We start from the raw sequence: 21458 nt of genomic DNA, 5'->3' as shown, positions 1-21458 counted from the left end.
GTGACAGGCGGCGGGCGTCTCGCCATTGTGGCCGGCAGCGGCCAGCTGCCTTTTTATGTGGCGGCCGCCGCCCGTGAGATGGGCGAGAACCCTTTCATCGTGCGCCTGCGCGATGATTCCCGTTTCGACTGGAGCGGTTTCGACAATGCCGTCATCAGTGTCGGCGATGTCGCCGGGCTTGGCCGTCTGCTGCGCGAAAACCGGGTAGACCGCGTCGTGCTGTCCGGTGGTGTGGCGCGGCGGCCGGAATGGCGCGAGATCCGCCCCACACTCGGCATCCTGCTCAAACTGCCGTCCATTGTCAGGACGCTGCTGTCGAGCGGCGACGACGCCGTTCTGCAGATGGTCATCAAGATCATCGGCACGCTCGGCGCAAAAGTCATCGGCGCTCACGAGATCGCGCCCGGCCTGCTGGCCGCTATAGGCCCTTTCGGTACACAAAAGCCTGCGGAGGATGACCTGCGGGATATACGCAAGGCGGCTGAGGCCGCGCTTGCACTCGGCAAGCTCGATGTGGGGCAGGGCGCCGTCGCCGTCGGCGGCCGCATTGTCGCGCTGGAAGGCGTCGAGGGCACGGATGCCATGCTGGCGCGCGTCGCGGCATTGCGCGCCGAAGGACGGATATCCCCGCGCCGCAGGGGTGTGCTCGTAAAGCTGTGCAAGCCGCAGCAGGATGTGCGCGCCGACTTGCCGACAATCGGTGTGGAAACGGTGGAGAATGCGCGAAAAGCCGGGCTGGCGGGTATTGCCGTCGAAGCCGGGCGGGCGCTGGTGCTTGATCGCGAGGCGATGTTGAAAGCGGCCGATGAGGCGGGCATATTCGTCTGCGGCATCGATACATCACTTGGCGGAGACATGATCGGATGACGGCGGCATTAAAAGTGGCGGTCATAGCCGGGGAAGTATCCGGCGATCTTTTAGGCGCGGATCTGATCCGCTCGCTTAAGGCTCAATATACGGGGCCTGTCGAGCTGGTCGGTGTCGGCGGCGAAGCGCTGGAAGCGCAGGGACTGGTTTCCCTGTTCGACTATTCCGAACTCTCCATCATGGGCTTCACGCAGGTTCTGAAAAAACTGCCGAAGCTCATTGCGCGGATCAACCAGACCGCTCAGGCAATCGCCGCCGCAAAGCCCGATATTCTGCTGATCATCGACAGCCCGGATTTCACCCATCGCGTTGCAAAAAAAGTCCGGCAGCAATTGCCGCATCTGCCGGTCGTCAATTACGTCTGCCCCAGCGTCTGGGCGTGGAAGGAATATCGCGCCACGGCGATGCTCTCCTATGTCGATCACGTGCTGGCGCTGCTGCCCTTCGAGCCGGAAGCCATGCGCCGTCTCGGTGGTCCGCCGACAACTTTTGTCGGTCATCGCCTCAGCGTCGACCCCGATGTGCTCTCCGTGCGTCAAAAGCGGGCGGAACGTTCTCTGCCGGCGAATGGCGAACCGAAGACCATTCTTCTCCTGCCAGGGTCGCGTTCCACGGAAACGACGCGGTTGATGGAGCCGTTTCAGGCGGCGGCGAGAGCTTTTGTGGAGCGCAACGGTCCGACGCGGTTCCTGTTGCCCACCGTGCCGCGTCAGGAAAAACGGATCCGCGAACTGGCGGCGTCATGGCCGGAGGATATCAGGCCCGAAATCGGTATCGATTCCGCTTTCAAATGGAATGCCTTTGCTGAAGCCGATGCGGCGATTGCCGCTTCCGGCACGGTCATTCTGGAACTCGCACTAGCGGGCGTTCCGACGATCTCGGTCTATAAGACGGACTGGATTTTCACCATGCTGAGCAAGCGGGTGAAGACCTGGACAGGCGCTCTGCCGAACCTGATTGCCGATTACGCCGTCGTGCCGGAATATTTCAACGAGGTGGTAAGGGCAGGTTCGATGCTGCGCTGGGCAGAGCGCCTGTCTTCCGACACCACCGAGCGGCAGGCAATGCTCGAAGGTTATGCACTCGTGCAGCAGCGTTTGCACACGGATGTGCCTCCGGGCGAAACCGGCGCGCGCATTCTTCTGGATGTCACGAAGAGCAAAGCTCGCCCCTCACAATAATCATATAGGCACTCTCTCCATCGGGCTGCCGTCCTGCTGCCGATGCAGGCAGGCGAGGGCGCGATTTTACTGCATTTGATCGTTAGGGCGGCAAACGGCTGACCGTCAGACGGCTCCCGGCCCATAAATTTCCGTCTGGCACACCTCTTGCTTTCAATCTTGTATGCAAGATAGCCATACATCAGAAAGCGCCCAGAGCGCGGTAGAAGACGCCATCATCTCCGGCATTCTTTCCGCGCGCATTCGTCCGGGAACCCGCCTCAGCGAGAACCAGCTCGCCAGCCTCTTCAGCGTGTCGCGCACGCGCATTCGCGAAGCGATGATGCGGCTGGAGACGCGCGGCATCGTCACCGTCAGCCCGCGCCGGGGCTGGTTCGTGGTGGAGCCTTCCGCCGAAGAATCCATCAAGGTCTATGAGGCGCGGCGCATCATCGAATATGGGCTCTTGCGCAATCTTTCCGGCGTCAGCCCGGAAGGCATCGCCATCCTCGCCGATCATCTCGATGAGGAGAAGGCGGCGATTTCCAAAGGCGACCGCCAGCGCCTGACCTGCCTGATGGGCGATTTTCACATCCGCATCGCCGAAATCGCTGGAAACGACATCATCGTCGAAACGCTGCGCGACCTGACGGCCAGAACCATCCTCATCTCCATGCTCTATCAGTCCGATTTCCATGCGCAGCAATCGCATGACGGACATTGCCGTATCTTCGAAGCGATCAAGGCTGCCGATTTCCATGGCGCCGCCGAACTCGCCATCCGCCATCTCGACGAAGTCGAAACCGGTCTCGATCTCACCCGCAGGCCGGATCCGCTCTACGAGCTTCGCAATTCCCTTTCACTTCAGCCTCTTTCCTCAAGCCCCAAGGAGTAATTCTCAATGATTTCCAGACGTTCATTGCTTGCCATTGCCGCGATTTCCGCAACGCTCGGTTTTTCGCCCGCAGCCTTTGCCGATGCGCTCGGTGATATCACCTCCCGCGGCACGATCCGCGTTGCCGTCCCGCAGGATTTCCCACCCTTCGGCAGCGTCGGCACGGATATGGCCCCGCAGGGCTATGATATCGACGTCGCCAATCTGATCGGCGAGAAGCTTGGCGTGAAGGTCGAACTCGTGCCGGTCACCAGCGCTAACCGCGTTCCCTATCTGCAGACCAACAAGGTCGATCTCGTGATTTCGAGCCTCGGCAAGAACCCGGACCGTGAAAAGGTCATCGACTTCTCCAGCGCCTATGCGCCCTTCTTCAACGGCGTGTTCGCGCCGGATTCGGTTGCCGTCACCAAGGCGGAAGATTTGTCCGGCAAGACCATTGGCGTCACCCGTGGCGCGGTCGAGGATCTGGAGCTGACGAAGGTGGCGCCTGCCGATACGACCATCAAGCGTTATGAGGACAATAACGGCACGATCTCCGCCTTCCTCGCCGGCCAGGTAGAAGCCGTCGCCACGGGCAATGTCGTGGCCGCCGCCATTCTCGCCAAGAACCCGCCAAAGCGCCCCGAACTGAAGTTCCTGATCAAGAATTCGCCCTGCTATATCGGCCTGAACAAGGAACAGCCGGCGCTGCTTGAAAAGGTCAACGCCATCATCGCCACCGCAAAGACCGATGGTTCCTTGAACACGATCGCGCAGAAATGGCTGAAAACCGACCTGCCCAAGGATCTCTGAGCAACCCGGAAAAACGCATGCGCCGGCCTCGCCTTGAGGCAGGACCGGCGCATGGTTTGTCCTCGCCGAAAGGAAGCATCGGGTGAAATACACATTCGATTTTGGATGGCTTCTCGACTATTATCCGCAGATCGCCAAAGGCATCGCCGTTACGCTGGAATTGATTGCCATCGGCGGCGTTCTCGGCATCGCCCTCGGCATTGTCTGCGCCTGGGTGCGTGCGCTTGGGCCCAAATGGCTGCGGCCGCCGGTCGCCACCTATGTGGAGCTCATTCGCAACACGCCATTCCTCATACAATTGTTTTTTATCTTTTTCGGCCTGCCGTCGCTTGGCCTGCAATTGTCGGAACTGAGCGCGGCGAATATCGCCATGGTGGTCAATCTCGGGGCCTATAGCTGCGAAATCATCCGCGCCGGCATTCAGGCGACGCCCAAGGGCCAGTTCGAGGCCGGGGCAAGCCTTGCCATGACCCGTTTCGAAACCTTCCGGCATGTGGTGCTGGTGCCGTCGTTGCAACGCATCTGGCCGGCGCTTTCCTCCCAGGTGGTGATCGTCATGCTCGGATCGTCGGTCGTCTCGCAGATCGCCGCCGAGGATTTGACCTTCGCGGCCAATTTCATCCAGTCGCGCACCTTCCGCGCCTTCGAAGCCTACATGGTCTCCACAGTCATTTATCTCGTGCTCGCCATCCTTCTCCGGCAGGTGCTGGTGATGGGCGGCAACCTCATCTTTCCGCGCAGGAGTGTCCGATGATCGAATTCTCCACCTGGGATATTCTCAGAAACCTGCTGCTCGCCACGCGCTGGACGGTGTTGCTCTCGCTCGTCTCCTTTGCCGGCGGCGGCTTGGTGGCGCTGCTTCTGCTGTTCATGCGCATTTCCCGGAAAAAACCGATGCGGGCTTTCGCACGCTATTATGTCGAGCTTTTTCAGGGTACGCCGCTTTTGATGCAGCTCTTCATCGCCTTTTTCGGCCTCGGCCTGTTCGGCATCGATGTGCCGGCTTGGCTGGCGGCGGGCCTGACGCTGATCCTGTGGGCGGCTGCCTTCCTCACCGAAATCTGGCGCGGTTGCGTTGAATCTGTCGCCAAAGGCCAGTGGGAGGCATCGGCAAGCCTTGCCATGGGGCGTCTGCAGCAGATGCGTTACGTCATCCTGCCGCAGGCCATGCGGGTCGCCATTCCGCCAACCGTCGGTTTCTTCGTGCAGGTCATCAAGGGAACGGCCGTAACCTCGATCATCGGTTTCGTCGAACTGTCCAAGGCAGGCACCGTGGTCACCAACGCCACCTTCCAGCCCTTCACCGTTTATGGCCTCGTCGCCCTCATCTATTTCGCGCTGTGCTGGCCTCTGTCTAAGAGCAGCCAGATCCTCGAAAGGAAGCTCAATGTCGCTCATCGAAATCACTGAAGTCCGCAAAAGCTATGGCAGCAACGAGGTTCTGAAGGGCATCAACCTCGATGTGGAGCCCGGTGAGGTCATCGCCATCATCGGCAAAAGCGGATCGGGAAAATCGACCCTGCTTCGCTGCATCAACGGGCTGGAGACGATTTCGGCCGGTTCCATATCGGTCGCCGGCGCGCAGCTTCTCGAAGACGATCTGCATCTGAAAGCCCTGCGGCTGAAGGTCGGCATGATCTTCCAGCAGTTCAATCTCTTCCCGCACCAGACGGTCGGAGGCAACGTCATGCTGTCGCAGACCGTGGTGAAGAAGACGCCGAAGCCGGAAGCGGAAGCCGTTGCCCGCAAGATGCTGGAACGGGTCGGGCTGGCGCATAAATTCGATGCCTATCCCGATGAATTGTCCGGCGGCCAGCAGCAGCGCGTCGCCATCGCCCGGGCGCTTGCCATGCAGCCGATTGCGCTGCTCTGCGATGAAATCACCTCGGCACTCGATCCCGAATTGGTCTCGGAGGTGCTGGCGGTGGTGCGTGAACTGGCCGGTGAAGGCATGACTCTCCTGATGGTGACGCATGAGATGAAGTTTGCGCGCGACGTCTGCTCCCGCGTCGTCTTCATGCATGAGGGCAGGGTGCATGAAATTGGCCCGCCGGAGGAGGTGTTTTCCAATCCCGCTACACCCGAACTCAAGCAGTTCCTGGGCGTTGCGGCACGCCACTGAGAACTATTCGGATGCCCAACAAAAAAGGCCGGCGGGTGAAAACCTGCCGGCCTTTGATCTTATAGGGTTTCGCGGCTTAGCGCTTGGAAACCGGAACGTAGTCGCGCTTGCCGGCGCCCGTATAGAGCTGGCGCGGACGGCCGATGCGCTGCTGCGGATCTTCGATCATTTCGTTCCACTGTGCGATCCAGCCGACGGTGCGGGCAAGAGCGAAGAGAACGGTGAACATGGTCGTGGGGAAGCCGAGCGCCTTCAGCGTGATGCCCGAATAGAAGTCGACATTCGGGTAGAGCTTCTTTTCGACGAAGTAGGGGTCGGAAAGGGCGATCTTTTCCAGCTCCAGCGCGACCTGCATGATCGGATCGTCGGAGTTGCCGGTGGCTTCCAGCACTTCGTACATCGTCTTCTGCATGATCTTGGCGCGCGGGTCGTAGTTCTTGTAGACGCGGTGGCCAAAGCCCATCAGGCGGAACGGGTCGTTCTTGTCCTTGGCGCGGGCGATATATTCCGGAATTCGGTCAACCGTGCCGATTTCGTTGAGCATGTTGAGCGCCGCTTCGTTGGCGCCGCCGTGAGCCGGGCCCCAGAGGCAGGCGATGCCGGCCGCGATACAGGCGAACGGGTTCGCACCCGAAGAACCGGCAAGACGCACCGTGGAGGTGGAGGCGTTCTGCTCGTGATCGGCATGCAGGATGAAGATGCGGTCCATGGCGCGGGCCAGAACCGGATCGACCTTGTAGTCCTCACAAGGCACGGCAAAGCACATGTGCAGGAAGTTGGAGGCGTAATCGAGGTCGTTCTTCGGGTAAACGAAGGGCTGGCCGATATGGTACTTGTAGGCCATGGCGGCTATCGTCGGCATCTTGGCGATCATGCGCAGCGAAGCGACCATGCGCTGGTGCGGATCGGTGATGTCGGTCGAGTCGTGGTAGAAGGCCGAGAGCGCGCCGACCGTGCCGCACATGACGGCCATCGGGTGCGCATCACGTCGGTAGCCGGTGAAGAAGCGGCTCATCTGCTCATGCACCATGGTGTGGCGCGTGACGCGGGTGTCGAAGTCCTTCTTCTGAGCCGCGGTCGGCAGTTCGCCGTAAAGCAGGAGATAGCAGGTTTCCAGGAAGTCGCCCTGTTCGGCGAGCTGCTCGATGGGGAAACCACGATGCAGGAGAACGCCTTCGTCACCGTCAATATAGGTGATCTTGGATTCGCAGGAGGCCGTCGACGTGAAACCCGGGTCGTAAGTGAAAGAGCCCGTGTGCTTGTACAGCGTGGCGATATCGACGACGCTTGGTCCGATCGTGCCTTCCCTGACCGGGAGTTCGACCTGTTTTTCGCCAAGTGTCACTGTAGCGCTTTTTTCCGTCATACTGATCCTCCGAAAACATGCGGGTGGGGGCGTTGAGACACGCCCCGCGGTTAAGCGTCTACCGATTAGCTATATGATCCTTGCGCAGATGCCAAGCTATCCAAAGGTCAAATTGTGCATTGCGGCAAACGCAATTGCCTTGCTTTCGTCTTTCCCGGCGATGGCAATTCAATCTCAGTCAACGCAGGGTTAAAGGAAAGGATTGCAATCCCTCGCATCCGCCTGCAAACCTGTTCCCGGTGCGGCAGGGGCGCGGCGCGGATTGCTCGGTCAAGGGGAAAAACAGCATTTCAGATATGCCGAAACGATGCAGGGCGATTTGCCCGGCACGGCGGAAATCCTGTTTCCCGTTCACCGTGCCGGCGATCTTGTGGCTTATGATCTGCCCACACTTGTCGGCAAGCCGAACCTGCGAGCTGTCGCCTCCCAAAAAATCGCCGTATGCGTCGCCGAGGAGCGCGCATTCGGCCACGATTTTCTTTTCGTTCCGGTTTTCATCGGCTGCGGTGCGATCCTCTGGTTTTCCCTCAACACCTCGCCTTCATTCTCCGTTCTGGCGATCACATGTCTTATCGCCACCGGTCTGGCGTTTTTCGCGAAATATCGCTCGGGCTTTGCAGCCACGGCCTGTGGCCTTCTCGCGCTGCTTTTGCTGGGCATGCTTTTCGCCGGGGTCGAAACGTGGCGTGCGGGAACAGTGGTGCTGGATACGCCCGTCACCACCACCATCACCGGCACGGTGACCCGAAGGGAGGTGGATGCGCGCGGGGACTGGCGATATGTGGTGCAACTCACCGCAACGGAAGCGCCGGGATTGTCACGCCCGCCGGGGAAGGTCTCGCTCCTGTCACGTGGGGGAGGCGAGCCCGCCGCGCTCGGCGCGACCATTCGTGGCAAGGCGCGGCTTTCGCCGCCATCCGGCCCGGCCCTGCCTGGGCTCAACGATTTCGCCTTCGCCTCCTATTTCAGGGGCATAGGCGCGACCGGATTCTTCTATAAGCCGCCACAGACGGTAACTCCACCCGGCATCGACGCGAAGACGGGCTGGCTGGAATGGGCCGACATGCGGCTCTATGGCCTTCGCACCGCCATTGCCGAGCGCATCCGCAACACCATCGGCGGCGATGCCGGCGCCTTTGCCGCCTCCATCGTCACCGATGAGAGACAGGCCATATCCGCCGAAACGATGGAAGCGTTGCGGCTCTCCGGCCTTGCCCATATCGTCGCCATATCCGGGCTCAACATGGCGCTGGCGTCGGGCATATTCTTCGTGGGGCTGAGGCTTGCCTTCAGCCTTTTTCCGGCATTTGCGCAGCGCTGGCCCGTGAAGAAGATTTCGGCTTTCGCCGCGCTCTTGATGACGCTTGCCTATTATCTGATTTCAGGTTTCGCCGTTTCCGCCGAGCGCGCCTGGCTGATGATGTCGGTGATGCTGATCGCGGTACTGTTCGATCAACCCTCGCTCAGCCTCAGGAATGTTGCGCTTTCCGCTTTGGTCATTCTCGCTTTTTCGCCCTCGGAAATCATGGGTCCGAGCTTCCAGATGTCTTTTGCCGCGACCATCGCGCTCGTCGCCTCCTATGCCGCCTGGAGCCGCTGGCGTATCGATCGCGAGCGTCTGTTTATCGGGCGCAAACCGGCATGGATGACGGTGGCACAAACGGCGGGCGCCATCGTTGGCGGTGTCATCACGACGTCGCTGATCGGCGGTCTTTCGACGGCAATCTATTCGGCCGAGCATTTTCAGCGTGTCACCACCTATGGACTTTTCGCCAATCTGGCTGCCATGCCGCTGATGTCGCTGATTGTCATGCCTTTCGGCCTTTTCGCCATGCTGCTGATGCCTTTCGGGCTGGACGCGCCATTTCTGAAAGTCATGGGGTACGGCATGGCCCTCGTCATCGAGGTTGCGCAGGAGGTGGCGTCCTGGGGCGGAAGCGCTGCGACGGGCCGGCCGCACGGGTGGTTTCTGGGGCTCGCCTCGGCTGGCTTTCTAATGTTGACATTGCTGCGCAGCCGGCTTGCGCTTCTGGGCATGCCGTTTCTGTTCCTTGCCTTTGGCCTGTCGGCCGCCACGGCCTATCGCGATCCGCCCGATTTGCTTGTTCATGAGGATGGCGAGCTGGTGGCGCTGCTGGAGGACGGCAAAGCCTATACGACGAAGGCTCAGCCGCAGGGTTTCGTTTATGGCCAATGGCAAAGGGCGCTGCTTTTACCGGAGCAGCCTGTGCCGCCGGTCCTTCTAAAGACCGAGGCAACGGCAAACACCGTGGCTTTGGCCCCGAAGGCGAAGCTTGATCCGCAAGAGATGAGCGCGGTTGCACGGCAGATGACGGCGGCCCTGAGAGACGCCGAGCCCGGTGTTTTCACCTGCAGCAAAGGCACATGGTGCGTTGCGCGCGCGGGAAGCGGCGAATGGATCATCGTTCTGGAAGATGGCCGCTTTGCCGGAAAGGCTTGCGATATCGCCGATATCGTTATCGTCTCCCGCAGAACGTCCTTCTCCCAATGCCGCTCGGGTGCACTTCTGCTGAACCGGGATATCCTGCGACGGACCGGTTCGCTGGAAATGGACTTTGCCGGCAACGAGCAGGCAGCGGTCGTCGGCAGGCTGCGCGCCGCAATCGCCGGAATGGACAGGCCCTGGAGCGAACATCGCTATTACGACTGGAAAAGCGGACGTTTCGATCACGACGTGCCTGATGCCGTCATGCGGTTGCTGGCGGCATCGCAATAAAGTGCCGCCGGCATGGACCGTCAGGGCTTGATGCGCAGATCCGCGGTCAATTCGCCGATCCCGCTAATTTCCTCTTCATGCGCCGCATCGCGCCAGACTTCCTTCAGTCCGGCCTCGTACCATTCGCGCATGGCGGGAAGGGCGAGCAGCCGGTCGCAATAGGCTTTCGCCGCGGGCGAAAGTTCCGCGCCATAAGTCTGGAAACGAAATGCCACCGGGCAGAAGAAGGCATCGACCATCGTGAATTTCTGGCCGGCAAGAAAAGGCCCGCCGAATTTCGCGAGGCCTTCGCTCCACAGCGTATCGATGCGCTTTATATCGGCCGCAAGCCCGGTATCGCCACCCTTCGGCTTTACGCGAATGCCGACCGACATCGGGTAGAGATTGCGCAGCGAGGAAAAGCCCGCATGCATTTCGCTCGCCGCCGAACGTGACCAGGCCCGTGCCTGCTTGTCGCTCGCCCAGACGCCCTGGTGTCTTTCCGCCAGATACTCGGCGATCGACAGCGATTCCCAAACCGTCACGCCCTCATCGACAAGGCAGGGCACCTTGCCCGTCGGCGAGAAGGTGGAGAAGGAAACGCCTTCTCCGAAGGGAACGAGTTTTTCATCGAAGGCGATGCCGAGCGTGCGCATCAACACCCAGGGCCGCAGCGACCATGAGGAGTAATTCTTGTTGGCGATATAAAGATCGTACATGATGTGTTTCCCCGATATGACGCGCATTTCTATACCGGCGGATGGCCTTTGGAATATTGCAAATAATCCATGGCTCCCATAAGCCGCGTTGATGAATGGGAAGGTGAGGGAAGGGAGAAGGAGGCATGTCCACGTCACCGCCCGGAGATGAGGGCGAAACACCCCCTCTCTTTACTTCCGCAGGGCCGCATTGTTCCAGGGAACAAGCCAAGATGCCTCAAAGGGAGCGTCATCTTCTCGATGACGCCCCTGGCGAAAAAAGGCGGGCTGCCAATTAATGGTAACGGCGGATCAGCCCCACGAGCTTGCCCTGGATTTTCACCCGGTCCGGTCCGAAGATGCGGGTCTCATAGGCGGGGTTGGCGGCTTCGAGAGCGATGGAGGCTCCCTTGCGGCGGAAACGCTTCAGGGTCGCTTCTTCATCATCCACCAGTGCTACGACGATATCGCCCGGATTGGCCGTGTTGCCGTTGCGGATGATGACGGTATCGCCATCAAAAATGCCGGCTTCGATCATCGAGTCGCCCTTGACCTCAAGAGCGTAATGTTCGCCCGAGCCGAGCATGTCGACCGGGACGGCCACATCATGGGTGTTGTTCTGGATGGCGGAAATCGGCACACCGGCGGCGATGCGGCCCATGACCGGCACGGTGGCGGCGCCGGCGAAATCATTGGTGGGCGCCTTGGGGGCAGGGGCCGGCTCCGGCGTCTTCGGTTTGCCAAGGCTGCCTTCGATGACGCTCGGCGAGAAGCCGCGCTGCGGCCTTGCACCCGGCGCATAGGCCTCAGGCAATTTGATCACTTCCAGCGCCCGCGCCCTGTTAGGTAGCCGGCGAATGAAGCCGCGCTCCTCGAGTGCGGTGATCAGCCGGTGGATGCCGGATTTGGATGCAAGATCGAGTGCGTCCTTCATTTCATCGAAGGAGGGCGGCACGCCGGACTCTTTCATTCTTTCATGAATGAAGAGAAGCAATTCCTGCTGTTTGCGCGTGAGCATGAGGAAAACACCCTTGAGAATCGTCGTTGAAGTCGCGAAACAAATACAGAACGAACACTATATGTTCCATATGTGTTCCGCAATCCCCTAAAATTTCGTGAAGGGTGCATCGCAGATCGTGATTTGATCGTCGAAACTATCAACAAAGCAGATCTAACGATGTGTGCCGCATCTTGAATACCAGGAACCACCGATCGGAGAGACCCGGCCGGTGGTTTCTGGCTGCCGTTTGCTACGGCTCTTATATCAGTAGATCGTGAGCGCAGGAATGAAGCTGACCGCGATGAGGAGCAGCATCGCCATGGTGAAGAACGGCCACAATTCCCTCGTCGTCGCGCCGAGCGGCGCTCTGGCTATGGAGGACGAGATGAAGAGCGTGGTGCCGATCGGTGGCGTATAGAGCCCGATACCGAGATTGATGACCATCATCATGCCGAGCTGCACCCGGTCGAGCCCGATCATATCCGCAAGCGGCACGAAGATCGGTCCGAGCAGCAGGATCGACGGCGGCAGATCGAGCGGCATGCCGATGATCAGCATCAGGATGTTCATCATGAGAATGATCAGGATCGGGTTGGAGATATTCTCGGCCACCCAGGTGGCGAAATGCTGGGGCGCCTGATCGAAGGTCAGCACCCAGCCCACCGCCGCACTGCCCATGATGACCAGCATGACGACGCCGGTTGCGGAACCAGCTTCGACGAAATTGTCGCAGAAACGCTTCCACGTCAGATCGCGATAAAAGAAGATGCTGAGCACGAGCGAATAGACGACGGAAAGAACGGCCACTTCGGTTGGCGTTGCAAAGCCGAAGCGGAGGCCGAGGATGATCAGGATCGGCAGGAGGATCGCCGGCAGGCTGCGGAACGCAAGTAGCGCCAGATCGCGCTTGCGGGTGCTTTCGTCACGCACCGCATAACCACGCCGCACGGCAATGGCCCAGCAGACGAAGATGAAACCGGCGGCCATAAGCAGGCCCGGCAGAATGCCCGCGATGAACAGATTGGCGATGCTGACACCGCTGACCAATGAATAGAGGATCATCGGGATCGACGGCGGAATGAGTACGTCGATGACCGCTGAAGTGGCATTGTTGGCCGCGCAGAGGGGAGCGGGGTAACCCTGGCGCTTTTGCCATGGAATGAGCACCGAACCGAGTGCGCTCGCATTGGCGACCGCGGAGCCGGACACGCCACCGAACACGACCGACGAAATGACGGTGGTGGAAAGCGGGCCGCCGCGCCAGCGCTGCATGGCCTTGGAGGCGAGTTCCAGAAGCTGGGTTCCGAGTTTGCCGCCGAGCATCAGCGTGCCCGCGAGCATGAAGAACGGCAGCGCCAGCATCGGGAAAGACTGCGTCTGGTCGTACACCTGCTGCGCCACGATCGAAAGCGGCACATAACCGTTCCACAGCACGGCGACGCCGGCAGAGATGATCAGCGCATAACCGACCGGAACCGCAATCATCATGAGAATACAAAATGCAATGATCATCACGATGGTCATAGCGGCATCTCCTCGGTTGCACCGTGCGGGCGGGCATGCCAGCCGCTGGAGAGAATGCGCAGGCTTGCCGTTGCGGTCGTGACCGAGACCAGTGCCGCGCCGAAGGCGATGGAATAATATCCGATGCTATTGGGCAATTGCAGCACAGGGCTGATTTCCGCGCCGGCGATCTCGGCGACGACAAGCGCCTGCTGCGCGAGAATGACGAAACTTGCGACCGTCACGAGATTGGCGAACAGCAGAACCGCCACCTTGCCGCGTTCGTCGAACTTGTCATAGATCCATTCAACCGCCATATGCGCGCCGCTCTGCGCGGCAAGGGTAATGCCGGCGACGATGAACCATGGAAACAGCATGGTTGGCAGTTCTTCCGCAAAGTCCAACCCGCCGGAAGTCGATAGATAGCGGACGATGACGTTTGCCGTCATGATGACCGTGAGCAGAATGCCGGTTGCCACGATGATGATGCGGCAGAGGATGGCGATGAAACTGTCAACGCGATTGGCGGCGGACAAGGCTCCTTCGAGCATTGGCGCATCTCCTGAAAACTGAAACCGTATGAATGTCGGCGTGAGCGAGGCTCCCGCCGATCCTGTCGGTGGACATGAAGGCGAGGCCGGGGGGCATGAACCGACCCGGCGTCCTGATCATCAGCCCTTGGCAGCCTTTTCCAGCTCGGCGACGAAATCGCCGAAGGGCTTCTGCTTCCATGTCTCCAGCACCTGCGCGGTCGCTTTCGCGAAAGCCGCGTGGTCGATGTCTTCCACCACCTCGATGGCGGCATTGGCCTTGAAGGCAGCCAGAGACGCGCTTGCCTTTTCCGCCGAGAGTTTGCGCTGAAGCGCGCCTGCCTCCTTCGCAGCCGCCTTGACCGCCTCAAAATCCTTGCCCAGCCGCCCCTCGGCGAATTTGGACATCAGGAACGGGGTGGACTCCCATTTATGGGCGGTGAGGCTGATATGTTTGTTGACCTCGTAAAGCTTGGAGCTTTCGATATTCACGAGCGGATTTTCCTGCCCGTCAACGACGCCCTGCTGAAGCGCGATGTAGAGTTCGCCAAACGCGATCTGAACCGTCGCCGCATCCAGCGCCTTGAAAATATCCATGGTCATCGGGTCGGCCGGCGTGCGGATTTTCAGGCCCGCGACGTCCTGCGGCTTGGTGATGGCGTGTTTGGAGTTGGAGACATGGCGGATGCCGTTGTCCCACCAGTCGAGCGGCACGATGCCGACCTTCTGGAAACGCGCATCGAGCGATGCGCCGACATCGCCCTCGAGTACCTTGATCGCCTGATCGGCGTTGCTGAACAGGAAGGGCAGGCCGAGCGCCGCAAGTTCAGGAACAACGCTCGAAACCGGACCCTGGCTGTTGGCGGTGAAATCCAGCGCCCCGGTGCGCAGGCTGGTCAGCATGGCGGCGTCGCTGCCAAGCGTTTCCGAACCGGCGACATTGATCGCCACGCGGCCTTCGGTTTTCTGGGCAACGAGTTCCGCGAATTTCGCGGCCGCCAGCGTGCGCGGATTGCCCGGCGCAGCCCCATGGCCGAGCGTCAGCGTCGTGGCGGCCCGGGCGTTGCGGGCCGTCGTCAGAACGGCCGGCGCAGCCAGCGCCAGTCCGGTACCGGTCAGGAACATACGCCTGTTGATGGAAATACTCATTTTTCTCCTCCCTGGATTTAAACACTCTCGGCGTTGTCCGACCACGCGGATAACGCGCTCCACTCCCTTGAAACCGCCGGCTCCCCCCGGGCTGATTCCGCACCATGTCTGAGCTTCAGCCTTTAGACCGAACCGTGCGGTACTTCAAAATTTTCATTCTCCAGCCACGCCCTTGCGCGCGCCACGATCATCGCCGTGGAGATGCCGTAGCGGTCATGCAGGGTGGGCAGCGCGCCTGCATCCAGAAAAGCATCGGGCAGGGCGATCTGCCGCAGGCGCGGCACCCGGCCGCTTTTCATCAGCGCCATCGCCACGGCCTCTCCAAGCCCGCCGATTTCGCTGTGGTTTTCCGCCACGATGACCAGACGATCCGCCCGGTCCACTTCCGCGAAGATCGAGGCGGTATCAAGCGGCTTGATGGTGGGGGAATGCAACACGGCGCAGCCGACGCCCTCCTTCTCAAGCAGGGCAGCCGCTTCGAGAACCCGCATCGTCAATATGCCGGACGATATGAAAAGAACCTGCGCACCATCGCGGATAAGCTTCGCCTTGCCGAGTTCGAACCGATAGCCATATTCTTCGAGCACCACCGGCACCTGGCCGCGCAGCAGGCGCATATAAACGGGGCCGTTAAAATCCGTGATGGCTGGCACCGCGCCTTCTATGTCGGTCGCATCGCACGGGTCGATGATCGTCATGTTCGGCAGCGCGCGAAAAATCGCCAGATCGTCGGTCGCCTGATGGCTGGGGCCGTAGCCCGTCGTCAGGCCGGGCAGGGCGCAGACGATCTTCACCGGCAGGTTTTCCTCGGCAATCGCCATGGCGATGAAATCATAAGCGCGGCGGGCGGCGAAGACCGCATAGGTGGTCGCAAAGGGCACGAAACCTTCGCGCGCCAGACCGGCCGCAGTGCTCATCAGGAGCTGCTCGGCCATGCCCATCTGATAAAAGCGCTCGGGAAAGGCTTTGGCGAAAATATGCAGGTCGGTATATTTGCCGAGATCGGCAGTGAGGCCGACAATATCCTCCCGTTCCTTCGCCAGCTGAACAAGGGCGTGACCGAAGGGAGCAGGCCGTGTCGGCTGGCCTTCGGCGGCGATGGAGGCGATCATCGCCGATGTGGTGAGGCGCTTCTGCGGGGCTGCTGTACTCATTGCGGCCGTCCTTCCTCAAGGGCGTCGAGCGCCAGTTTCCATTCATGCGCTTCCACGCGAATGAAATGGGTGATTTCGCGGTTTTCGAGAAAGGGCACGCCGCGGCCCATCCGGGTATCGAAAATGATGGCGCGCGGCCTGTCATCGGTAAGTGACATTGCGATATCGAAGGCCTCGCGAACCTTGTCGATATCGTTGCCGTCCACGCGCTGCACATGCCAGCCGAAGGCCGCGAATTTGGCGTCCACAGGTTCGGAGGACAGCATCTCGCGGGAAGGGCCGTCCGCCTGCTGATTGTTGAAATCCACAAGATTGATGAGATTGCCGAGCCTGTGATGGGATGCGCCCATGGCGGCCTCCCAGGTGGAACCTTCGCCCAACTCGCCATCCGACATCAGGTTGATGATGAACCGGTCGGAATTCTTGCGCTTGAGGCCAAGAGCCATTCCGACCGCTATGCCAAGCCCATGGCCGAGCGATCCGCCGGTGATTTCCATGCCCGGCGTATAGGAGGCCATGCCGGACATGGGCAGGCGCGATCCGTCGCAGCCATAGGTCTCAAGCTCATCTTCCGGAATGATGCCCGCCTCGATGAGCGCTGCGTAAAGTGCAATCGCATAATGGCCGATGGAAAGCAGAAACCGGTCGCGGCCTTCCCAATGCGGATCGTCCGCCCGGTAACGCATGGTGTGAAACCAGGCCACCGCCAGAACATCGGCAATGCCGAGCGCCTGGCCTACATAACCCTGGCCCTGCACCTCACCCATCAAAAGGGCGTTGCGCCGGATCCGCCAGGCGCGTTCCGCCAGCGATACATTCGCCAGCGCCGCTTCCTTCGTTGCATCTGTGTCCGAATACGCCTGAGCCATGGTTTCCTCCTCCCGGTCAGAAAAATCGAAGCCGATTTTCCGGCTTCGAAAGGGCTTTGTCAGTGAATGAGCATTCCGCCATTCACGTCGACAACCGCGCCGGTGACGTACGAGGAGAGATCCGAGGCGAGGAAGAGATAGATATTGGCGACATCGATGGCGTCGCCGAGACGGTTTAGCGGAATGCCCTTGAGAATGTCGCGGCGCATATCGTCGGTCAGCTTGCCGCCGGTAATGTCGGTCTGGATCAGGCCGGGAGTGACGGAGTTGACGCGAATGCCGTCGGGGCCGAATTCACGCGCCATGGCCTTTGCGAGACCCAGAACGCCCGCCTTGGCCGCCGAATAATGCGGCCCGCCGAAAATGCCGCCGCCACGTTGCGCGGAGACGGACGACATGCAGGCAATCGAGCCGCCGCCATTGTCGCGCATATTGGGAATGAAGGCCTGGCTGAAATTCAGCACACCGGTCATGTTGACATCGACGATGCGCTGCCAGTCTGCGCCGGTAATGTCGAGCGTCTTCACCGGCTGGGTAATGCCGGCATTATTGATGAGGATATCGATCTTGCCGAAAGCGGCGATGACTTTTTGCGCGGCCGCCTCGCAGGAGGCGCGATCCGCCACATTGCCGCCGACCCCGAGATGCTCGCCGCCATCCACTTTTTCAAGCGAGGCCGCAGCTTCGATGCTGCCGGCTTCATCCAGATCCACGATGGCGACGCGGGCGCCGTGGCGGGCGAAAAGTTCCGCCGTGGCGCGGCCGATGCCGCGTTTGCTGGCGGCGCCTGAAATAACCGCGGTCTTTCCATTCAACAACATAAGCAATCCTCCCAAGCCGGGCGGGCCGGCTTCATACGCTTGACGGCGGTGCTCCCGACCTGCCGCCGCATCCCGTCCTGCGACGAATGCAGCCTCGATATTGCAGATGGGCAGAGGGCGCTTCAAACGCGAAGTTTACATCATCTCATGAATCTGCTTCAGTAATCGAATGTTGAACGGCATTTCACTCACCTCCATCCGCGCCTTCGAATCCGCCGCCCGGCTCGGCTCATTCCGGGCCGCTGCCGATGAGCTCAACCTGTCGGCGAGCGCCGTCAGCCATGCCATCGTCAAGCTCGAAAGGGTGCTCGGTACGCCGCTTTTCGAGCGCACCACGCGAACCGTGCGCCTGACGGCGGCGGGGCAGACGCTTCTGGCACATGCATCGAACGCCTTCGAGGAGTTGCGGCAGGGCATCGAGGTGGTCTCCTCCAACCGCTCCCATCTTCTGCGCCTGCATTGCGCGCCGAGCTATGCGGCGCAGGTATTGTCGCCGCGCCTGCCGCAATTCTTGAACGCCAATCCGGGGATCGAGGTGCGGCTGGCGGCCAGCACCGCCTATGTGCGTTTCGTCGATGGTGAATTCGATGCCGATATCATCTATGGCGAACCGCAGGGAGACGATCTCATCATCATTCCGCTGGGCAGAGAACGTGTCACACCGCTGTGCTCGCCGGCGCTCGCGGACGAGATAAGGACACCCCGCGATTTGAACCGTCAATTGCTTATTCGAAGCGATAACAAACGTCTGCAATGGCCGGACTGGTTCGAGGCTAATGGGCTCGGCAAGCCGCCCATTCAGGCCATGAGTTTCGACCGCAGTTTCCTGGCGATCGATGCCGCCGCCAATGGCGTCGGCGTGGCGCTGGAATCGACACGGCTTGCCCATCGCGAGATAAAATCCGGGCGGCTGGTCGCGCCCCTGAGCGGCGCGACGCAGGACCTCCACTATGTCGGCCATTATCTCGCCTATCCCAAATCCGGCAGCCAGCGCAGACTGGCAAGACGGTTTGCCGACTGGCTGATCGAAGACCTTCAGGATCCTGCGTTTGAATAGGAATGCGATTGTTACGTGAATTGAATTCACTGGCGCGTTAATTTTTTCCGCTTGCTCACGAGCGGAGCTCTCCGTCATTTTCCGGTCGGAATAATGAGGTTGCAGCGTGATCGGCATCGTCCCTTCGGATGCGGCTCAAGGGGAGGATTGCATGAAAGATCGCATCATATCGGCGTCCGGCGCGCCATATGACGGCTATGGGCGCGAGGAGATGCTGGAGAGCATCGCCAGGATCGGTTTTCGCCATGTGGAGCCTGCCTTTATCGTCGGTTACACCGAACAATTTGATGAAAGCGCGTTCCTGCCGGCTGAAATGGCGTCATGGCGCCGGTCGCTTGATGATGCCGGGCTGGGCTGCCATGCCATGTCGTCGCATATCGATCTTGGACTGGACGATTCCGTAGAAATTTTCACCGGCAGAATGGCTTTTGCAGCGGGAATCGGCGCGAGGGTTATCGCCACAAATGCCTCGGCCCGGCAACGCGAAGACCGGTTCCTGCGCAATATCGAAGTGCTTCTGCGTTGTGCTGAGGCCTTCGGCATCGTGATCGGGCTGGAAAATCCCGGCGATGGCAGCGACAACCTTTTCAACATCGCGCAGGAGGGCGTCGCGCTCACGCGTCGTTTCGGCTCCCCATGGCTGGGGCTGAATTATGACGCGGCCAATACCGCGTCCCATCGTCCGCAACTCAAAAATTTTGCCGATGACGCGGTGGCGGCGCTGCCTGCCTCGGTCCACGCGCATATCAAGGACGTGAAACGAACGCCGGAAGGCTGGTTTTTCGTGCCGGTGGGCGAAGGCGATATCGATTGCCACAAGCTGCTCGGTGAGATTGCCAAAAAGCCGGAGATGCCGATCAGCATCGAGTTTCCAGCCCGCCTGCACCGTCGCGCGGATGCCCAGCCGGTAAGGCGCATCAGCCCTGCATCACTTCGGGAAATAGAGCAGGCGCTGACGGCTTCGCTTGACGCAGTCAAAAGAGGATTGGCCGGGGGCGGAGCCGCAAGCTCGGCAGGGGCTGGCGCGTAGACGGCATAAAGGAGGAGAGTAATGCAGAGATTTGTGAATAATCCCGACGAGGTGGTCGAGGATACGGTGAAAGGCTTCGTCAAGGCCCATCCCGACATCGTGCGCCTTGCGGACAATCCGCGTGTCGTCGTTGCCAGGGGCGCGCCGGTCGCCGGCAAGGTCGGTGTTGTCACGGGCGGCGGCTCGGGCCATGAGCCGGCCTTTATCGGCTACACCGGCCGCAACATGCTGGATGCCGTCGCCGTCGGCGAATTGTTTTCATCACCCACGGCCAAGAGCTTTCACGACGCCATCCGCGAGGCCAATGGCGGCAGGGGTGTGATCGTGCTCTACGGCAATTATGCCGGCGACAATATGAATGTGAAGATGGCGACAAAACTCGCCGCCAAAGACGGCATCGAGATCGCCACCGTCGTCGCCAATGACGATGTGTGTTCCGCAGCCCCCGAGGAGCGTGAGAAACGCCGCGGTGTCGCCGGCGAAATCTTCATGTGGAAGATCGGCGGCGCCAAGGCGGCAAGCGGCGCTTCGCTGGAGGAGGTGCGGGCCACCGCCCAGAAGGCCATCGATAATTGCCGCTCCATCGGCGTCGGTCTCGGCCCCTGCACCCTGCCGGCGGTCGGCCATCCCAACTTCCAGATCGAACCGGGCACGATGGAAGTGGGCATAGGCCACCATGGCGAACCCGGCGTTCGCGTCGAGAAGCTGAAATCCGCCGCTGATGTGGCGAAGGACATGTGCAAGATCGTGCTCGATGATCACAACCTGCCGGCCGGCAGCGAGGTGGCGGTGCTGGTCTCCGGCCTTGGCGCGACGCCGGTCAACGAACTCTACATCCTCAACGACACGATAGAATCCGAGATTTCGGCGCGTGGCCTGAAAATCCACAAAACCTATATCGGCAACTATTTCACGTCGCTTGAGATGGTGGGCGCGACTTTGACCGTGATGGCGCTGGATGACGAGCTGAAACCGCTGCTCGATGCCGAAGCGCTTTGCACCGTTATGCTGTGAGGAGAAAATTCATGCAGTCTTTTCAGAACGCCAAGGCCGGCGACATCGTTCTGTCCATGGCCGAAAGCATCATCGAAAACCGCGCCTATCTCAGCGAGATCGACGGCAAGATCGGCGATGGCGACCATGGCGTGAACATGGCCAAGGGATTCGGCATGGCGGCAGACCGGCTGAGAGGGCAGGACGCCTCGCTTGCCAAGGCGCTCGATACGCTCGGCACGATCCTGATGACGGAAATCGGCGGTTCCATGGGGCCTCTTTATGGGGTGATGTTTACGGAATTCGCCGAGAAGATCGAAAATGCCGAGGTTATCGATGCGCCGTCCTTCAGCAGAATGCTGCATGCCGGCCTCGAAGGCGTCAGTTCCATCGGTTCGGCCAAGGTGGGCGACAAGACGCTGCTGGATACGCTGGTGCCGGCCGTGACGGCATTCGACACCGCCACCGCCTCGGGCGCGTCATTCCACGATGCTGCCGCAGCCCTTGTCGCTGCCGCCGAAACCGGCAGGGATTCGACCATCAATCTCGTGGCGAAGATCGGCCGCGCCAGCCGTCTTGGCGAGCGCTCGCTTGGTGTTCTCGATGCGGGCGCCACCTCCTGCGCGCTCATCCTGCGCAGCCTTGCCGAAGGCGCACAGGCCAGATTGCAATCTTGAAAACATGACATGTCGGCTGAAGCCCACGAGGCTCGCACGCGAATAACGGGAGACACCGA

General features: G+C 60.6%; 21 protein-coding genes. 12 read left to right on the top strand and 9 right to left on the bottom strand.

What is annotated here, in order from left to right; genetic code table 11:
* The 7 genes from RAC79_RS02540 to RAC79_RS02510 all read left to right on the top strand — a co-directional run bounded on the left by RAC79_RS02540 (position 1) and on the right by RAC79_RS02510 (position 5836).
* On the top strand, positions 1-867 hold the full coding sequence (locus RAC79_RS02540) for an LpxI family protein (protein ID WP_174039111.1): 867 nt from the start codon (positions 1-3) through the stop codon (positions 865-867).
* Entirely contained in the window at positions 864-2048 is a 1185-nt protein-coding gene (gene lpxB / locus RAC79_RS02535; protein WP_065653923.1) for a lipid-A-disaccharide synthase, read from the top strand. Before RAC79_RS02540 ends, lpxB begins: the two co-directional genes overlap by 4 nt.
* A gap of 163 nt (positions 2049-2211) precedes the next feature.
* Positions 2212-2922 carry a GntR family transcriptional regulator gene (locus RAC79_RS02530; protein WP_080856296.1) on the top strand — a complete coding sequence of 237 codons (711 nt, stop codon included), beginning with the start codon at positions 2212-2214 and terminating at the stop codon, positions 2920-2922.
* 6 nt (positions 2923-2928) lie between these two features.
* Positions 2929-3714 carry a transporter substrate-binding domain-containing protein gene (locus tag RAC79_RS02525; RefSeq protein WP_174039112.1) on the top strand — a complete coding sequence of 262 codons (786 nt, stop codon included), beginning with the start codon at positions 2929-2931 and terminating at the stop codon, positions 3712-3714.
* 82 nt (positions 3715-3796) lie between these two features.
* On the top strand, positions 3797-4468 hold the full coding sequence (locus RAC79_RS02520; protein WP_110759803.1) for an amino acid ABC transporter permease: 672 nt from the start codon (positions 3797-3799) through the stop codon (positions 4466-4468).
* Complete coding sequence (locus RAC79_RS02515) at positions 4465-5124, top strand: amino acid ABC transporter permease (protein WP_174039113.1); 660 nt, start codon at positions 4465-4467, stop codon at positions 5122-5124. Before RAC79_RS02520 ends, RAC79_RS02515 begins: the two co-directional genes overlap by 4 nt.
* Entirely contained in the window at positions 5102-5836 is a 735-nt protein-coding gene (locus RAC79_RS02510; RefSeq protein ID WP_065653920.1) for an amino acid ABC transporter ATP-binding protein, read from the top strand. The genes RAC79_RS02515 and RAC79_RS02510 overlap by 23 nt, the downstream gene beginning before the upstream one ends.
* Before the next feature lie 76 nt (positions 5837-5912).
* Here the strand turns inward: RAC79_RS02510 and gltA are convergent, their stop codons facing one another.
* Positions 5913-7202 carry a citrate synthase gene (gltA, locus tag RAC79_RS02505; protein ID WP_003502585.1) on the bottom strand — a complete coding sequence of 430 codons (1290 nt, stop codon included), beginning with the start codon at positions 7200-7202 and terminating at the stop codon, positions 5913-5915.
* A gap of 307 nt (positions 7203-7509) precedes the next feature.
* Between gltA and RAC79_RS02500 the strand changes: the two genes are divergently transcribed.
* Positions 7510-9939 (top strand): ComEC/Rec2 family competence protein, encoded by a 2430-nt coding sequence (locus tag RAC79_RS02500; protein ID WP_174039125.1) that lies wholly within the window; start codon positions 7510-7512, stop codon positions 9937-9939.
* A gap of 20 nt (positions 9940-9959) precedes the next feature.
* Here the strand turns inward: RAC79_RS02500 and RAC79_RS02495 are convergent, their stop codons facing one another.
* The 8 genes from RAC79_RS02495 to RAC79_RS02460 form a co-directional block, all read right to left on the bottom strand.
* Positions 9960-10637: a glutathione S-transferase family protein gene (locus tag RAC79_RS02495; protein WP_142845811.1), complete on the bottom strand. Its 678-nt coding sequence runs from the start codon at positions 10635-10637 to the stop codon at positions 9960-9962.
* A gap of 274 nt (positions 10638-10911) precedes the next feature.
* The gene (gene lexA, locus RAC79_RS02490) at positions 10912-11634 is read right to left on the bottom strand and encodes a transcriptional repressor LexA (RefSeq protein ID WP_080856301.1); all 723 of its coding nucleotides are present in this window, start codon (positions 11632-11634) and stop codon (positions 10912-10914) included.
* Between the two features lie 246 nt (positions 11635-11880).
* Entirely contained in the window at positions 11881-13140 is a 1260-nt protein-coding gene (locus RAC79_RS02485; protein WP_080856302.1) for a TRAP transporter large permease subunit, read from the bottom strand.
* Positions 13137-13670, bottom strand: a complete 534-nt coding sequence (locus tag RAC79_RS02480) for a TRAP transporter small permease (RefSeq protein ID WP_142845812.1) — start codon at positions 13668-13670, stop codon at positions 13137-13139. The genes RAC79_RS02485 and RAC79_RS02480 overlap by 4 nt, the downstream gene beginning before the upstream one ends.
* 120 nt (positions 13671-13790) lie before the next feature.
* Entirely contained in the window at positions 13791-14798 is a 1008-nt protein-coding gene (locus RAC79_RS02475; protein WP_142845813.1) for a TRAP transporter substrate-binding protein, read from the bottom strand.
* Positions 14799-14920: 122 nt separating this feature from the next.
* Entirely contained in the window at positions 14921-15952 is a 1032-nt protein-coding gene (locus RAC79_RS02470) for a transketolase family protein (protein WP_142845814.1), read from the bottom strand.
* Positions 15949-16821: a transketolase gene (locus RAC79_RS02465; protein WP_125147001.1), complete on the bottom strand. Its 873-nt coding sequence runs from the start codon at positions 16819-16821 to the stop codon at positions 15949-15951. Before RAC79_RS02465 ends, RAC79_RS02470 begins: the two co-directional genes overlap by 4 nt.
* Positions 16822-16880: 59 nt before the next feature.
* Positions 16881-17642, bottom strand: a complete 762-nt coding sequence (locus tag RAC79_RS02460; protein WP_035262426.1) for an SDR family NAD(P)-dependent oxidoreductase — start codon at positions 17640-17642, stop codon at positions 16881-16883.
* Positions 17643-17811: 169 nt separating this feature from the next.
* Between RAC79_RS02460 and RAC79_RS02455 the strand changes: the two genes are divergently transcribed.
* The 4 genes from RAC79_RS02455 (at position 17812) to dhaL (ending at position 21399) form a co-directional block, all read left to right on the top strand.
* Positions 17812-18699: a LysR substrate-binding domain-containing protein gene (locus tag RAC79_RS02455; RefSeq protein WP_174039114.1), complete on the top strand. Its 888-nt coding sequence runs from the start codon at positions 17812-17814 to the stop codon at positions 18697-18699.
* A 151-nt stretch (positions 18700-18850) separates the two neighbouring features.
* Positions 18851-19729: a sugar phosphate isomerase/epimerase gene (locus tag RAC79_RS02450; protein ID WP_174039115.1), complete on the top strand. Its 879-nt coding sequence runs from the start codon at positions 18851-18853 to the stop codon at positions 19727-19729.
* 21 nt (positions 19730-19750) lie between these two features.
* On the top strand, positions 19751-20743 hold the full coding sequence (locus RAC79_RS02445; protein WP_125146998.1) for a dihydroxyacetone kinase subunit DhaK: 993 nt from the start codon (positions 19751-19753) through the stop codon (positions 20741-20743).
* Positions 20744-20754: 11 nt separating this feature from the next.
* The gene (gene dhaL, locus RAC79_RS02440; protein ID WP_142845817.1) at positions 20755-21399 is read left to right on the top strand and encodes a dihydroxyacetone kinase subunit DhaL; all 645 of its coding nucleotides are present in this window, start codon (positions 20755-20757) and stop codon (positions 21397-21399) included.
* The last annotated feature ends 59 nt before the right edge of the window (positions 21400-21458 follow it).

The organism is Agrobacterium sp. LR_9 (genome assembly GCF_041954855.1).
GTDB classification, from domain to species: Bacteria; Pseudomonadota; Alphaproteobacteria; order Rhizobiales; family Rhizobiaceae; genus Agrobacterium; species Agrobacterium leguminum.
Note: the sequence above shows the minus strand (reverse complement) of the source record. Positions and strands in the feature narration are given on the sequence as shown.